The 16,074-nt window shown below is 39.7% G+C and carries 14 protein-coding genes; 7 read left to right on the top strand and 7 right to left on the bottom strand.

Going from position 1 to position 16,074, the window contains the following annotated elements; genetic code table 11:
* Positions 1–26: 26 nt before the first annotated feature.
* The 3 genes from gyrA to PLEUR7319_RS0129120 all read right to left on the bottom strand — a co-directional run bounded on the left by gyrA (position 27) and on the right by PLEUR7319_RS0129120 (position 5,233).
* Positions 27–2,591, bottom strand: a complete 2,565-nt coding sequence (gyrA, locus tag PLEUR7319_RS0129135) for a DNA topoisomerase (ATP-hydrolyzing) subunit A (protein ID WP_026102855.1) — start codon at positions 2,589–2,591, stop codon at positions 27–29.
* 218 nt (positions 2,592–2,809) lie between these two features.
* The gene (locus PLEUR7319_RS0129125) at positions 2,810–3,895 is read right to left on the bottom strand and encodes a glycosyltransferase (protein WP_019508759.1); all 1,086 of its coding nucleotides are present in this window, start codon (positions 3,893–3,895) and stop codon (positions 2,810–2,812) included.
* 21 nt (positions 3,896–3,916) lie between these two features.
* Positions 3,917–5,233 carry an ATP-binding protein gene (locus PLEUR7319_RS0129120; RefSeq protein ID WP_019508758.1) on the bottom strand — a complete coding sequence of 439 codons (1,317 nt, stop codon included), beginning with the start codon at positions 5,231–5,233 and terminating at the stop codon, positions 3,917–3,919.
* 292 nt (positions 5,234–5,525) lie between these two features.
* Here PLEUR7319_RS0129120 and PLEUR7319_RS0129115 point away from each other — a divergent pair, with 292 nt between their 5' ends.
* Complete coding sequence (locus PLEUR7319_RS0129115) at positions 5,526–5,858, top strand: DUF3155 domain-containing protein (RefSeq protein ID WP_019508757.1); 333 nt, start codon at positions 5,526–5,528, stop codon at positions 5,856–5,858.
* A 130-nt stretch (positions 5,859–5,988) separates the two neighbouring features.
* On the opposite strand, the gene PLEUR7319_RS0129110 is transcribed toward PLEUR7319_RS0129115, so the two are convergent.
* The 3 genes from PLEUR7319_RS0129110 to PLEUR7319_RS0129100 all read right to left on the bottom strand — a co-directional run bounded on the left by PLEUR7319_RS0129110 (position 5,989) and on the right by PLEUR7319_RS0129100 (position 10,673).
* A complete protein-coding gene (locus PLEUR7319_RS0129110) occupies positions 5,989–6,558 on the bottom strand; it encodes a cofactor assembly of complex C subunit B (RefSeq protein ID WP_026102854.1) in 570 nt (189 codons plus the stop codon).
* Positions 6,559–6,599: 41 nt separating this feature from the next.
* Positions 6,600–8,972: a polysaccharide biosynthesis tyrosine autokinase gene (locus PLEUR7319_RS0129105; protein ID WP_019508755.1), complete on the bottom strand. Its 2,373-nt coding sequence runs from the start codon at positions 8,970–8,972 to the stop codon at positions 6,600–6,602.
* Positions 8,973–9,080: 108 nt separating this feature from the next.
* The gene (locus PLEUR7319_RS0129100; protein ID WP_019508754.1) at positions 9,081–10,673 is read right to left on the bottom strand and encodes a polysaccharide biosynthesis/export family protein; all 1,593 of its coding nucleotides are present in this window, start codon (positions 10,671–10,673) and stop codon (positions 9,081–9,083) included.
* A 69-nt stretch (positions 10,674–10,742) separates the two neighbouring features.
* Between PLEUR7319_RS0129100 and PLEUR7319_RS0129095 the strand changes: the two genes are divergently transcribed.
* The 3 genes from PLEUR7319_RS0129095 to hisS all read left to right on the top strand — a co-directional run bounded on the left by PLEUR7319_RS0129095 (position 10,743) and on the right by hisS (position 12,792).
* Entirely contained in the window at positions 10,743–11,021 is a 279-nt protein-coding gene (locus PLEUR7319_RS0129095) for a TIGR02450 family Trp-rich protein (protein ID WP_019508753.1), read from the top strand.
* A gap of 180 nt (positions 11,022–11,201) precedes the next feature.
* Positions 11,202–11,480, top strand: a complete 279-nt coding sequence (locus PLEUR7319_RS42945) for a hypothetical protein (RefSeq protein WP_019508752.1) — start codon at positions 11,202–11,204, stop codon at positions 11,478–11,480.
* 31 nt (positions 11,481–11,511) lie between these two features.
* Positions 11,512–12,792, top strand: a complete 1,281-nt coding sequence (gene hisS, locus PLEUR7319_RS0129085; RefSeq protein WP_019508751.1) for a histidine--tRNA ligase — start codon at positions 11,512–11,514, stop codon at positions 12,790–12,792.
* Between the two features lie 80 nt (positions 12,793–12,872).
* Here the strand turns inward: hisS and PLEUR7319_RS0129080 are convergent, their stop codons facing one another.
* On the bottom strand, positions 12,873–13,643 hold the full coding sequence (locus PLEUR7319_RS0129080) for a metallophosphoesterase family protein (protein WP_019508750.1): 771 nt from the start codon (positions 13,641–13,643) through the stop codon (positions 12,873–12,875).
* A 193-nt stretch (positions 13,644–13,836) separates the two neighbouring features.
* On the opposite strand from PLEUR7319_RS0129080, the gene PLEUR7319_RS0129075 reads away from it, so the two are divergent.
* The 3 genes from PLEUR7319_RS0129075 to PLEUR7319_RS0129065 are packed head-to-tail and all read left to right on the top strand — an operon-like array spanning position 13,837 to position 16,061.
* Positions 13,837–14,451 (top strand): tRNA-(ms[2]io[6]A)-hydroxylase, encoded by a 615-nt coding sequence (locus PLEUR7319_RS0129075; protein WP_019508749.1) that lies wholly within the window; start codon positions 13,837–13,839, stop codon positions 14,449–14,451.
* Positions 14,452–14,511: 60 nt separating this feature from the next.
* A complete protein-coding gene (locus tag PLEUR7319_RS0129070) occupies positions 14,512–15,012 on the top strand; it encodes a GNAT family N-acetyltransferase (protein ID WP_019508748.1) in 501 nt (166 codons plus the stop codon).
* Positions 15,013–15,029: 17 nt separating this feature from the next.
* Positions 15,030–16,061, top strand: coding sequence for a glucokinase (locus PLEUR7319_RS0129065; protein WP_019508747.1), 1,032 nt, complete (start codon positions 15,030–15,032; stop codon positions 16,059–16,061).
* Positions 16,062–16,074: the final 13 nt, after the last annotated feature.

Below are 16,074 nucleotides of genomic sequence, written 5' to 3'. Positions count from 1 at the left end.
TACCTGAGGATTGGTCAACAATTCCGCTATTCTACTTCTACTTCTTCATTATTTTCTGATTCAGCAATAGGAGGAACGGGAGCAACCGCAGCGATCGCATCATCCTGATCGAGCTTTTGGACTCTGACTCCAGTAGCAGTACGGGATTGTAATGATATGGCTTGAACTGCTTGACGAATCATAATGCCACGGTTGGTGACAATCATCAGTTCATCTTCTGGGTTAACAATATCAATTGCTACTAAGCAATCGTCTTTTGATTTAAACTTAATAGCTCTAACTCCCATTCCGGCACGATTTTGCAGGCGGAATTTGGATATTGGAACTCGTTTACCATAGCCGTTGTTGGTAATAGCTAATAACCAAGGGCCATTATCTACTCCTTCGTCCACTAACTCTTCGGCATTCTCGTCTTCCTCTTCATCTCCTGTTTCACCAATGGTGGCAACAATCTGGGAAGGAATAATATCCATGCTAATCAATTCATCATCTCCCCTTAGCTTCATAGACTTAACACCTTTGGTTGATCTACCTAAAGGACGGAGTTGCTGTTTATTAGTCTTAAAGTGAATTGCCTTGCCCTGGCGTGTACCAATAATTACGCTATCTTCTTCTGTGGCCAAACGTACCCAACGTAGTTCATCTTCTTCCTGGAGAGAAATAGCAATTAAGCCATTGGAACGAATATTAGCAAAAGCAGAAAGAGCGGTTTTCTTAATATTGCCTTTACGAGTTAGCATCACTAGATATTCATCTTCGGTAAACTCGCTCACTGAGATCATCGAAGTGATTTTCTCTGCCTGAGAAATGGGCAACATTTGGACGATCGGAATTCCCCTGGCGGTACGAGAAGTAGCAGGAATTTGGTAGGCATGGAAAGAATAGACTACTCCGCGATCGCTAAAGAATAAGACGGTATCATGATCACAACAGGTCATAAAGTGTTCTACACCGTCGTTTTCCTTCATCTTGGCCGCTGCTTTCCCTCTCGTTGCCCGACTCTGAGCTTCAAAAGTACTAACAGGCATCCGTTTGATATAGCCCTGTTCAGTGAGCAGAATTACCGACTGTTCGTTGGCAATTAGGTCTTTGTCTAAAAGTTCTCCCTCTCCTTGGACAATCTCAGTGCGACGCGGAGTAGCATGAACATTCTTGATATTGGTAAGTTCCGATTCGATAATCGCTTCGATGCGTTCTTTTCGTGCCAGAATATCGTTTAAGTCGGCAATCTGAGTCTGAAGATCTTCATGTTCTGCTTGAATTTTTTCCGCTTCTAGGGCAGTTAAGCGACGTAACTGCATTTGAAGAATAGCATCAGCTTGGGTTTGAGATAAGCCATAACTTTCCACCAACTCATTCTTAGCAGTAGCAGTATCGGCAGCCCCTCTAATTAAATGGATAATGGCATCAATGTTATCGAGGGCAATCAACAAACCCTGTAAGAGATGATCTCTTTCTTCCGCTTTACGTAGCTGGTAGCGAGTTCGTCTAGTGATTGCTTCGACACGAAAGTCTAAAAAGACCTGGAGAAAGTGACGAATGGTTAACAATTGGGGTTCACTGTTAACTAATGCCAGCATATTAGCCCCAAAGTTTGCCTGTACAGCAGTTTGTTTGTAGAGATTGTTGAGGACAACCCGAGGATAAGCATCTCGTTTGAGTTCAATCACCACCCGCATTCCGGTGCGATCACTTTCGTCCCGAATATCCGAAATACCGTCGATTTTCTTATCGTTGACCAGATCGGCAATCTTCTCAATTAAAGATGATTTATTGGTTTGGTAGGGTAGCTGAGTAATAATAATTGCTTCTTTATCGGCTCGACCGCTTTGTTGCAGGGTTTCAATTTCTGCTACCCCCCGCATGGTAATTGAGCCTCGTCCTGTGGTGTAGGCTTCTTTAATACCGGCTCTACCGATGATTTGCCCTCCTGTAGGAAAATCAGGACCTTTTATGTATTGCATTAATTCCAGGTCACTAATTACTGGATTATGAATCAGAGCGATCGCTCCTTCAATTAATTCTCCTAAATTATGTGGTGGAATATTGGTTGCCATTCCCACAGCGATACCCGATGAACCGTTGAGTAGCAACTGAGGAATTCTCGCAGGCAAGACTACTGGTTCTTGCTGTGAGCCATCAAAGTTATCGGCAAAATCTACTGTTTCTGCCTCAATATCTCGCAGTAAAGAATCCGTTGCCAAAGTTTGCAAACGACATTCGGTATAACGCATCGCAGCGGGAGGATCGTTATCAATCGAGCCGAAGTTACCATGTCCGTTAATTAGGGGATTTCTCATGGAGAAATCTTGTGCCATCCTGACTAAAGCATCGTAAACAGCAGTATCACCGTGAGGATGATATTTACCTAATACTTCCCCGACAACACGGGCACACTTACGAAAAGGACGATCTGGAGTTAATCCTAGTTCGTACATCGCATAAAGAATGCGACGATGGACTGGTTTTAGACCATCCCTAGCATCTGGCAATGCCCGGCCAACAATTACACTCATGGCATACTCCAGATAGGAGCGAGACATTTCGTTACTCAGATCAGTGGGGATAATCCGTTCCTGGGAAGTGGTCATACTGTGAAAAACTCCAAATATATGCGATAATTTGGATTAATGGCTAAAAAACTCGGATTATTTCTCTTTTATAGCCAATAAAGTCCAATATAGTAGCATTTCGTAAATAGATTCTAGCATATTTTGCTGCTTTCTGGTAGTAGGAAAAGCTTGCTGTATCTGCCATCGAAGACCCTTAGATACCAGTGTTTGATGTTGCTAGGCTGATTTTTTGGCTGTTAGCTATTAGCTTTGATTAAGGTTTTAAATTTTTGCTGTATTTTGGATATTGTTCGGTGGATTTTTAATTTCTCAATCCTAATTTTATTCAAGCCTTTAATATTCTCTGAATCTTCTAAACAATAATCGAAAAAGCAATTTATCTCGGTCAAGATTATTTCTAATTTGGATATCAAATTTTCACTACGATATTCTGCCAGCAAAGATTCAAGTAACTTTTTTGATGGCGATTGGTTAGCTACGGTAACATTCTTGCTGCGATCTTCACCCCCTGACAGTACGAATGAAGATGATTGTTCTAGACGTTCTAGAACGTGAGCAATTCTGGTCAAATCGTATCCTAGGCTATATCCGGCAATTTTGTGACAGTTAAATCCAGGATCGAGAAAATCTGCCAGCCCATGATTAACACTTGAGAATACTTCACAACCACAAGCTAAAGCTTCTAGAGGCGGTAAGCCAAATCCTTCTGTTACTCCACTTACTGCCCAATATTCTGCTGAGTCATAAAGGTAAATTTTACTGCGATTAAATAATCCTGCTAGGTCTTCAACATAGCTATCAATAATTTCTACTCGATAACGAGATTTTAAAGCTGGAATTAATTGTTTTAGTAAATACTCAGAAGATTTACGGGTTTGTACCAGAATATCAATATCTCTTGGTTGATTAAAATTGCGAAATTGAGCGCCAATTTGATTGGGTAAATAATAAATTAATCCATTTGCAGCTTGCTCTCCCCAATATCCCATTGTGTTACGACTGACGGTGATAATGGGAATTTCTGACGGTATTTTAAAGCCATAGTTCGCACTATGGGCATGATAGATAATATTTTGTCCCTTCAACTTAGGGATGATTTTGGGAACATCAAAACCCCAACCAATTATAAAAATTGATGATTCAGGTTTACATCCTGGCAATATATCAGCTAAAAAAGAATGCTCTGTTTCTCGTTGGCGATAAGTAACTATCTCCGCCTCACAAATTTGTTGCGCTAATGTACAGGTATTCAATTCTGCCCACAGCCCGCCACCACCAAACTTCCCCTTTGTTCCTGGCAACAAAAAATATAATTTTCGCATTAACAGATCAATTATTAATTATTAATTATCAATTGAGATCGGTAGCCAAACAATAAAAGTAGTCCCAGGACGATCTTCTAATAAATTGTTAGGACTGATTAATTCAATTTCTCCCTGCATTTTAATCACCAGTTCTTGAGCGATCGCTAGCCCCAGTCCCGTCCCCGGGATACTACTTTCTGCTTGAACACCTCGGTAATGGCGTTCAAAAATGCGCTCTTGGTCCTTACTGGGGATACCATAACCAGTATCTCGAATAACTACACCCAACATTTTGGAATTGGTTTTCAATTGTTTTGTCTGGATATCCAGCTCTACTTTTCCTCCAGCGGGAGTATACTTGAAGGCATTATCAATTAAATTATTAAAAATTTCTCTTAAAGCCGCAAGATCTCCCGTGATTTTAGGTAAAGCCTGGGGAATCTTACTCTGTAACTGGATATTTCTTTCAGCGGCGATCGCCTCAGCAGTCTTTAACAACGGTATCAATATTTGCTCTAAATCAACGGCTTCAAATTCAGCATTAGAGCTAGGTAATAAAAAATTACTTTGGTTAACTAGACTATCATTAGTTTCTAAATAGGGAACCGAAGTTTTCTTAAAAGCAGGAGAATTAATTGCTTTTACTTGCTCTGATTCTGCCTCAAATTGTTTTAATAACTCTTGAAAGCGATCGCTTTGTTCTAAAATGCTTTTGACGATTGAGAGATTCCGATCTGCTGGTAACAGACGCTTCATGAGTAATTTACTAAATGTCCTTAAAGCGGTCAGCGGATTACGCAACTGATGCAATAAGTCATCTAAGCGATCGTGTTCAATTCGGCGCAAATTTTCTTGGAGAGCTAACTCTTGTTGAGTCCATTTACGTTGTAATTCCAAAAAACGTGCGATCGCCAATGTACTAGCAATTTCCTCTATTTGGGTTAATTCTTGTTGATGCCATTCCCGATCTTTTCGTCCAGTTACCAATAATCCCAGAAAATTTTCTTGATAAATCAGAGGCAATATCAGTTGTTTTCTCTCTGGAGACTCAGACTTCCACTCTGATGGGGAAAGTTTTGGAGTACTGACAAAATTTGCAGGTAGCAACCGGGCTAGAGAATGATTTTGAGACTGTTGCCAGATTTCAGATAATTCAACAGCAGGAAGTTTTGATAAATTGTGATGATCCGTTTGAGGAAAAATTGCAAAGGGAAATAACTGAGTTTGTTCATCTTCAGTTGATTCTTCTGTTAAATAAACAATACTCCAAATTGCTCCCAAACTTCTATTTAACAGTGTCATTTGGGATTGGCATAAAGTAGTAAATTCAGTGCTGGAAATATGATTATTAGACATTAATGCTTCAAAGGCAAAAATTCCCAGAAAGTATAACTGATGGTAAATCTAGCATACCAACCCCAATAATTATCTTTCTTTCTAGGCAATACGCAACTTCTAATCTTAATTCTATTGGCTCTTGTTATCAATCATACATAATATATTTTGTAGTCTGCATTTTAGCTAGCTTTTTCGTCAATATTTTTGGTATGAGGAGTTGTGTTTTTTTGTTCATTACGATACAATTACTGATGAATTAGTAGCTATGATCACACAATATTTCAGCAGCAAAACTTAGGAGGTAATAGGGTTGGCAAGAAAACGCAAACGTAAGAGCCGCCGTCGTCAAGAAGGGCGCAAGATTTTAGAGCTCGTTCCTCAGTATCACATTGAAAGCGGTGAAGACAAGCCAGTTACAGCTGCCCGTAACTACATATCCTCCCTCGGTATTGTCCCTCCGGCACTCATGGTAGTTAAAAGGAACGAACACACTACAGATCGTTACTTTTGGGCAGAAAAAGGCTTATTTGGAGCACAGTATGTTGAGGAGAATCATTTTCTCTTTCCGAGTTTACAGGCTATTGAACTCCAGCAAGACTGGGATAATGGTAAGAAAGCTGTTGCTACCATGGTTAGTCGTTGAAAGTTTAACCATAAGGTAGTAATCAGCAGAATACAACCTAATATCAAGGAAATTTTGGGGATGGCAACTATAGTTATCCCCATTTTTAATGTATCTAAGTAAGTCTTTATTTCTAATTGGTTTCAGAGTCTCATTCTGCTGTTTGTACAGACAAATTTGCTTGTAGTTGAATCAGCTCATCTCTATGGGCAGTTACACCGATTAAGTTGCGATCGCGAAGCGTACACCCATTCGAGTGCAAGCCCTGCGGGTAATCGCTTTGGTTAGATATGACCTGAAGTAGTATTTCTTCCCAACGCCCTGCTTTGCGCCAATAAAATATACCAGCTAGAGGTGCTAATAAAACTAAAAGCCAGAAAACATTATCAAGATTAGGATTAGGAAATAACAGCAACAAAACTAAAGCTAAACAAGATAAGCCAACTCCTGCTAAAAAGCTGAGAAGAATAGCTAAAAATAGACTAGGTTGCACAAATCCCCTAAATGTTATTTTTTGCTTGTCTGCATCCACAGCAACTAGTTGATAAGCTCGAGCTTCAAAATACGACTGCAGTTTTTTGAGCAGAATATCCTCTGACTCAGAAGGAATTAAGCGAATTTGTGTCGTTCGGTCTTTGACTGAAGCCCGAATGAAGAAGAACAACCCAATCATCATTAACAGGGTGAGGAAAAAAGTTGAAGTAATAATTGGTATATCCACTACATTAATTAAATTATCAAGAGAACATTACAAAATATAGTCTATTTTCGGTCCGCGTAATAGTGACTATAGTAATTATGGCTGCCTGAAGTGCGATTTACGTGATTAGCTACTAGACCTAAAATTGGCACATTAGACATTTTAATATTGTCAATATTTTGTTTGAGTAAAGAACGATCAGTTTTACCAATTCTAACTACTATTACTACTCCATTAGTACGTGTTGACAAAATTCGACCATCAGCAAACCCTAAAATTGGTGGAGTATCGTAAATGATCAAATCATATTTTCTAATACCCTTGAGATGATCCATCAGAGAATACATCTTTTGAGAAGCAAGCAGACGAGTAGGATCGGGAGGAATATCACCGGCAGTTATCACCGATAAATTTTCCCATTGTGGAACTTTAATAATTGCTGACTCAACATCCAATCCAGTAGCCAGAATATTACTTAAACCCTCTTGATTTTCTACACCGATCCATCGATGTACTTGGGGACGACGCAAATCAGCATCAACCAGAAGCACCTTTTGACCCATAGCAGCGGCTGCTTGAGCTAAATGACAAGAGATAGTTGATTTACCCTCCGAAGGAGTAGAAGAACTGATGACAAAAGAGCGCATTGCCGATTCAGAACCCAGCAGCTTGATATTAGTATTAAGGGAACGAAATGCTTCCAAAAATGGTGATGCCCCATACCATTTATGCTTTCTATTTGAGCTAGGTAATTTAGCTTCAGAGGAAGAACTATTTACATTGAGAGTATTATTCCCAATTTGTAATTGAGGAAGACCCATTTTTTCTATCTTGGGTTCAGATTTAATCTCATCTAAAGGTTGAAGATCTTTCTGAACCGGAATCAGACCAAGTATTGGCAAATTAAAGCTCTCTTTCAATTCTTCAGAAGAATGAAATACTGGATCTAATCGTTCGGCTAATAATGCTGTCCCCACACCCAATAAGAGACCAGAAAATAAACCTAAAATCAGATTACGAGGTGGGTTAGGGGATACAGGATCTTCTGTCACCTTGGCCTCAGCAATTGTCTGCCACGGTAAGGCCTGTTGTGCTCCCTGAAGTTGCAATTCTTCTTGGGCGGTTAAAAAACGATTCAAGCTTTCGGTGGCTACTGTTAGCTCTCGCTGCAGATCTGTATATTGACGAGCAATTACGGGCATTTCTTGGACAAGTTCTTCGATATAAGATATTGCTTCTTGTAGAGCTTGCTCGCGAATTTTTAATAATTCAATCTCGTTTGTTGCTTGAATGTATTGTTGGTTAAGTCCTAAACGTAGAGAACTAGGAGATGCCAAATCAGGAGTATTATCTACAGTCCCCGATAGACTATTACCCAGAACACCAGAGGCTTCTTGTTTCAAGAGTGGCAGTAATCTAGCTTTCTTATCTTCTAATGCTTGTACAGTGGGGTTGGCGGGCAAGAAACGAGCAGATTCTTTGGCCAATTCAACTTCTACTTGTTGAAGCTCATTAAGTAGATTTTGATAACGAGGAGACTCACTTAAATAGCTAGCAGCTAATGCTTGTTGTGGTTCTAATCCTAATTGATTTTGCAAAAGAGCGTACAAAGATTGAGTCTCTTTTAATTTACCTTGCGTATCAAAGAACTGTTCTTCAAAGCGTACTTGTTGTTGTGCTAGTAAAGATGCCTGTTTATCGGGGTCAAGCAGATTATGCTTTTGGCGAAACTTTTGTACTTGCTCTTGCAGTTCATCTACCCTAGCTCTTGCTTCTGGCAATTGACTATCCAAAAACTCAACACCTTGTTTCACTTCGCGCCTTTTTTCTTCTAGGGAGTAGCGCAAATATTCTTCTGATAAAGTATCTAAGATAAACTGAATCTTCTGCGGATCAGTATCAATGTAAGATACTTCTATTATTTTAGTATCGTTTAGTTGCTCGATTTGTAGCGGAGATTTCTTGGGTTTGATTAGCTCGTGATATGCAATTTCAGGATATCGACTAGCTAAACTCTGGACTATAGGATTAAGAACACTAGGACTACGGAGAACTTCTATCTGAGTATCATAATCTAGACCGCCGAAATCCTGCTGCAAGATAGATAAAGGAGACAAACTATCTTCTTGTGTTTCCGATACTGGCTCAACCAAAAGCTGAAAACTACCTTCATATTTGGGTTCTTGGTTGAATGTAATAATTGCTGCTGTCGCTGTCGCACCGATCGCAATAGCACTGATTAATCTTAGACGATGTTTAACAATGTTCGTGAGTTGACGTAAATCGATACTATCCCCTTCAGCCTCATTTCCGGATTGATTAACAACCGGCAAAGAATAAATGTATTGCTCATTTCCATTACTACTACCAACTCCACTTCCATTCCCATTCATTAAGGAGGGATAAGTAGAACGATCTGAACTTCTATCGGGCATTATTGATCAATCCTCACAACACAGACTATTTTTAATTTGTCAAATAATAAAATAACTCATTGCTGTCAAGAAATGTGGACAAACAATGAGTTTAAATTGTTTTAAAGCTTAAAAAATGAGATTAAGCAAACCAAGAAATCCACCAAGGGGACTGAAGACTTGACCGGCCGTATCAGTAGCGGCTGTTGTACCAGAGCGACCAACGACCACAACATCATTATGATTGAGAGTAGGATTAGTCACATCATCAATTCCCGATGCTAGATCGACCTCTATCTGACGTTTATCTACTGTCCCGTCTGGTTTCAGGCTCACCAACTCAACTTTATTACTATTGGCACGCTGATTATCAAAACCTCCAGCAGCCAAAATAGCTTGGTTTAGCGGTGTTCCCGGTTGCACTTCTTGTGCTCCTGGAGAGTTCACTTCACCCACGACATTAACGGTAATTGTTTCACGGTTAAAACTAGCTGTAGCCAGGGCATCTACTTCTTCCTTACTCAAAGCATCAGCTTTGGGAACGACAATCTTATCTCCTTCTTGTAAGATTACGTCTTGTTTGGTATCTCCTGCCTGAATCAACTCCCATAAGTTGACCGCGATCACTTTCTCTTCATCATCCCAAGTAGTTCGACGTACCTCCACATTGCGAACATCTGCCAAAGGTTTAATTCCGTTAGCCACATTGATCGCCTGAGTAAGTCTGGGAGGGATAGATTCTTGCCGCTGTGCATTAGTGCCATTATTATCGTTGTTTCTACTCAGCAATTCTGGCTGAATAAAATGAGAGCCTGGACGAAATACTTCTCCGACGATCGCCACTTGGATCGGTTTGTCTGTTTGGAGACCAAAGCTGGCCTCTGCCAGTCGATTCAACTCCGAAGTATTAATTTCGTCGGTAGTAGGAACAAAGATATTATCACCATCTCTTAAGGAGATATCTTGCCTAACTTTACCTTCAGTTAATAGTTGCCACAGATTAGCGTTATAGACTACTTCTTTGCCTTTAACCTCTCTTTTGACTCTAACGTTGCGCACATCAGCAATCGTAGTAATCCCACCAGCCTGTCGAATAATACCAGTCACACTGGGGAACTGAGGGTTCTCCGCCGTAATCGGCACTTCATATGTCCCAGGGTTGTCAACCTCTCCTGAAACGCCAATTTTGAGTGGACGGGGGGCGACTAAACCAACGGTAATAATGGGTCTTTTGAGGTAAGTTGAATATTCTTGAGAAACCACATCAGAGGTTTCTTTCAGGGATAGTCCTCGGACATCAACTCGTCCGACTAGAGGCAAACTAATGGTGCCATCTACTAATACAGGGTACTCGCCACTGTACTCCTCTACTTGGAAGATATCAAGTTTAATCTGATCTCCTGCACCAAGAGTATAGTCAGTTTCTTGAGTGGCAAAATTAATGCTTTCAGTACTATCGGCACTTTCTGCTGGGAGAGGTGCTATGCCTTGTGCTGGGTCTGACTGAGGTGATTCACTATCTTTAAGTTCAGGTAATTCTCTATAATTAATTTCTGAATTTTCAGTGGGGGAATCGCTAGAATCTGAATCTTGTAATTCTAAAGTATTGTCTTGGGCAATTGCTGGAGTAGCTGAAATTGCTAAAAGTAAAGATAGAGCGATTGCGCTATATTTGTTAACTGGTTCTAAAAATAATTGATACAAAACGGACTTAATTTTCATAAAAATATCACAATGTAAAAGAGGTAGTTTATTGCGACTAGGCTAACATTATTATCTTTGGAAGTTAAAATGTCGAAAAAACAAAAACAAAAGTTCCCTTATTTAGTTGGCTCGAAATGGACTAACAAACAGAAAACATGGGGATGGCGACATTTCCAAGTAGTTAATCGCAAAAACCAAGGAAAATGGGTTTTTGCGGAAATGGTAGCATCTTGTGACCCCCAAACTCGCTTCTGGTTAAATGCAATTCAACTAAAAGATGACTCTCTCTGGTTACCTGGTTGGAAAACTTTGCAAGAGTTAGAGCTACTTGAGAACAATAAAGATGCTAATAATATCGGTTATTAAGCTTTTTTTATTGCGTTCAAGTTAAATCATATTTTTCATTTCAATATTCAACAAAATGGTTTTAAAAAATAATAACACTATCTTTGGTAATTGTTTTTTTAGTTTCTGTACAAACAGATAAAGTATAGATAAATAATGTAGATTGGCGTTGTCAAATGTTCGTAAAATAGATAACAAGGTTTGGCAGTTGATAATCTTTCTTTAATGATAGAAGAAAGAGAAATTTTCGGTCCGTTGAAATTAAATGGTGCCAAAAATCTCCGCTACTATCTGGATATTAATCACTCTGACACAATCCAACCAGTGGAAGATTCAACAGAGAGAAGATCAATTAATTTCAGTACTCGGGTTAAATTTGATTTAACCGTAATTTTAAAAAACTTGCATAATACTCAGTCAGAGAATCAATCAAATTACGAATATTACTTTGCCATAGATATCCTAATTATTGTTTACTGATAACTGGTCACTGGTTACTGATAACTAATAAATGATTCAAGCATTAAGAGGAACAAGAGATATTCTGCCAGAGGAAGTCGGTTACTGGCAGTTAATTGAAGCCACTGCCAGAGAGATCTTAGGTAGAGCGATCTACCAGGAAATTCGTCCGCCAATTTTTGAACAGACTGCTTTGTTTGAGCGTGGTATTGGCGAAGCGACCGACGTGGTAGGGAAAGAGATGTATACCTTTAAAGATCGTGGCGATCGCTTTTTAACTTTACGCCCGGAAGGTACAGCAGGGGTAGTGCGAGCCTATATTAGTAATAAACTCTATGGTCAGGGTGGTGTCCAGCGTCTCTGGTATACAGGTCCCATGTTTCGTTATGAACGTCCCCAAGCTGGTCGTCAAAGACAGTTTCACCAAGTTGGTTTAGAATTATTGGGTAGTAAAGCACCTCGTGCAGATGTGGAGGTTATTGCTTTAGCAACTGATATTTTGCAAGCTTTGGGTTTAAAAAATCTCCAGTTAGATATCAACTCTGTCGGTAACGGTAGCGATCGCCAGCAATATCGGGAGGCACTAGTTAATTACCTTGAACCCTATAAAGAGGAACTCGACCAGGATTCACAAGATCGTTTAACGCGTAATCCTCTGAGAATTTTAGATAGTAAAGATCCGAAAACCCAAGAAATTGCGCGCAATGCCCCCAAAATCACCGAACATCTTAGTGATGAGTCGAAAAAACACTTTGATACTGTGTTGCAGTTACTTACTGATTTAGATATCAAATATCAAATCAATCACTGTTTAGTCAGGGGTTTAGATTACTATACCCATACTGCTTTTGAAATTATATCTGCTGACTTAGGCGCACAAGCAACGGTATGTGGTGGCGGACGTTATGATGGCTTAGTGAGCGAACTAGGTGGTCCTGAGACTCAAGCAGTGGGTTGGGCGATCGGCATGGAAAGGTTAGTGCTATTGCTGCAAGAACTACAAGGGAACCCAGTTAATAATCCTGATTTATATCTTGTTTCTCGTGGCGAAATTGCTGAAGCGAAAAGTTTAATTTTGGCGCAAAAACTACGCAATGCTGGCTTGAGTATCGAATTAGATCTTAGTGGAAGTGCCTTTGGTAAACAGTTTAAACGTGCCGATCGCAGTGGTGCAGTTGCTTGTTTAATCCTAGGCGATGCCGAGGCCGAAAATATGACTGTTAACTTAAAATGGTTAGCATCAGGAGAACAACAGACTCTTTCTCAAAGTAATTTATTAGGAATGACAGAGGAGTTGAAAACTAAAATTGCTGAGATAAAAAGAAGTTTTTAGACAATACTGTAGTCAATTGGTATGAGCAGGAAATCCCAGAAATATTTGAGTAAACATTACACTACTTTAAATTAAGCAAATTAAGCTCTCTTACGCATTCTGCGGGACACAATTTTTGTAGCATCCACCTTGGCGATCGCTTTTCTGAGGGGCATAATGCGAAGACGACCATCTATAGTATTGGCCTGGTAAACCTTATGATGATTAAGATCTACGGCAGTCATCCAACCACTGTTGTGATGATATGCTCCTGTTTCAATATCTAACCACCCCTTTCCTGCTGCTATTTGTCCTGGCTCCACTCCAGGTAAAGTGAAGGTGATTGTATGCCCTGTGATAATAAGTTTTTTGGAAAAATAAGCTTGTTCACTACTATGAAAATCATCCCTAATCCAACAAAATTGGTCAGAGCCTTGTTGTTGCAGAGGCAGATTAGGATTTACTCCCGCGTGAACTAACCAAAAATCTCCTAAATCTAGGTATAAGGGTAAGCTTTTTATCCAATCGATATGTTCTTGAGGAATCTTGTTATCGTAGCTAGCTACCGTAGCATGACCACCACTATACAACCAGCCTTGGTATAGTTCCATTGACACCTCTCCACTCCCCACCACATCTAGCAGCATTTCTTCATGATTGCCTCGAAGGCATTGATATTGATTACGCATAACGAAATCAACTACTTGCGCGCTGTTGGGACCTCGATCAATTAAGTCGCCTAAAAAATATACTTGATCTTCGTTGTTAGGTGAAATCGAGTCTAATAATGCAATTAAAGTGTCATAGTGTCCGTGGACATCACCAATGACAATTCGACGGTAGTTCATATTAGCTGTTGTGACGATGTGCATATTAGCAGTGGCGTTACAGGTTACTCTTATTGCTCGATTGTGTTTCAGATCATAAAAGTAAATTGTTAACTTACTAGTAAGTATTCCCTATTAATTGAGAATAATAATTAGACCAAATATATATATTTTGCTCAAAATATATATCAATGATTAAGAAAACAGAAAATTTATGCTTATTTAGTATAAGAGGACAATGACTAATCGAGTAGTTCCTTCAGCAACAATTGCCAAAATTAAAATTCTGCAACAACCAACTAAATCAGCTTGGATCGAGCAGGCGATCGCTAACCTAGATACAATTTTACTAGATCATTCTCATTGTGAACGTAAAGCAGCTGGGGTCGCAATTAATATGATGTTTCGTTATCCTGCTCATCAGAAGTTGGTACGGCAGTTAACAGCGATCGCCCAAGAGGAGTTAGAACATTTTGAGCAGGTCAATCAATGGTTAGAAAAACGAAATATTCCCCTGGCACCTTTGAATTCTCCACCTTATTTTGCCAAGTTGAAATCTCAGATTCGTCACTCAGAACCAGATCGTTTAATTGACTCTTTATTAATTTCGGCAATTATTGAAGCTCGCTCTCACGAAAGACTCGGTTTAATAGGTGCCAACTGTCCCGATCCAGAATTAGCCAAATTTTATTGCGGTTTAATGGCATCAGAAGCACGCCATTATGGAATTTACTGGGTATTAGCAGAACACTATAGCGATCGCTTAACCGTTGAACACCGCTTAGCAGAGCTAGGGGAATATGAAAGCAGCATTTTAGCGACTCTACATCACGAGCCCAGAGTACATAGTTAGGGGCGAACTGCTGTTCGCCCATACAGAATCAAAAAAGTGGCAATTCGCAAGTAATTAAAAATGGACAGTAAGTATCGCGATTTTTGGGTAAGAAACTGGCAAAAGAGCGATCGCTATGCGGCAGCAGAAGTAATCAGAAAGGTATTGCTGGAGTATGGTTTACCTTGGCAGCCAGAATTAGCAGATCGCGATGTGATAGAAGTAGAGTCTGCTTATTTAAATATCGGAGGCGAGTTTTGGGTTATCGAGAGAGATTCAACTATAGTTGGTACCGCAGCATATCAGCCGATTGCTAGGGGGGAAAACGCCGTAGAAATCCGTAAAATGTACTTGTTACCAGAAATAAGAGGAAAGGGATTGGGTAGATACCTGTTATCAGAATTGGAGAAAGCGATCGCTATTAAGGATTATCAAGAAATTTGGATTGAAACCGCTTCTGTGCTGGAGGAAGCAGTAAAATTATACGAACGTAATGGCTATCAACCTGCTACTGGTGTGGAAACAGAAAGGTGCGACTTAGTGTATCTCAAAAAGCTCAACCATTCAACAGATCAAGAATAGAGAGAAAGAAGCGGACTATGTTTTTACTAGCTGGTGATATTGGTGGAACAAAGACGATCTTACGTCTAGTAGAAGTCACAGAAGTAACTCTGACTGAAAAGTCTTTTAAGACCGTTAAAGAAGCTCAGTATATTAGTGCGAATTTCCCTGATTTAGTACCCATGGTGCAAGAATTCTTGGGACAAGATAAATATCTCAAGCCTCAAATAGCTTGTTTTGCGATCGCCGGACCTGTAGTCAACGATACTTGCAATTTGACCAATCTCAACTGGGTTTTGGATACACAACGCCTAGAGATGGAATTAGACATACCCAAAATTAGCTTGATTAATGATTTTGCTGCTAATAGCTTTGGTATTTTAGGGTTAAAAGATGTTGACGTACATACGTTGCAAACTGGAGAAGCCCGAAAGGACTCTCCCATAGCAGTAATTGGTGCGGGAACAGGTTTGGGAGAAGCTTTTTTAATTCCTCAGGGAAAAAAATATCAAATTTTTGCCAGTGAGGGGGGACACGCGGATTTTGCTCCTCGCAATGATTTGGAAACAGAATTGCTGAAATATCTGCGAACCAAATTAAATGTAGAACACATCTCGGTAGAAAGAGTAGTATCTGGTCAGGGTATTGTTAATATTTATCAATTTTTACGAGATCATGACTTTGCTCCGCAATCATTGGAAATAGGGACAAAGATTAAAGCCTGGGAACAAGAAAATAAAAAAAATATTGACCCCGCCGCAATTATTTCTCAGGCAGCTTTCAAACAAAGCGATCGCCTCTGTGAAAAGACAATGGAGGTATTTATTGAAGCTTATGGCGCAGAAACAGGAAATCTAGCTCTAAAATTGCTTTCTTATGGTGGAATCTATATTGCAGGGGGAATTGCTGCCAAAATTTTACCTTTAATGCAAGATGGTAGGTTTTTGAATACTTTTAAAGATAAAGGCAGAGTTAGTCCTTTAATCCAAGAAGTTCCGGTTCATATTGTTCTCAATCCTCAAGTAGGATTAGTTGGTTCGGTATTATATGGTTTACAACATCAAGATTAATTAAATTAATTAT

The sequence above is a fragment of the Pleurocapsa sp. PCC 7319 genome, assembly GCF_000332195.1.
Classification (GTDB): domain Bacteria; phylum Cyanobacteriota; class Cyanobacteriia; order Cyanobacteriales; family Xenococcaceae; genus Waterburya.
This window is presented reverse-complemented; position numbering and strand designations above follow the sequence as displayed.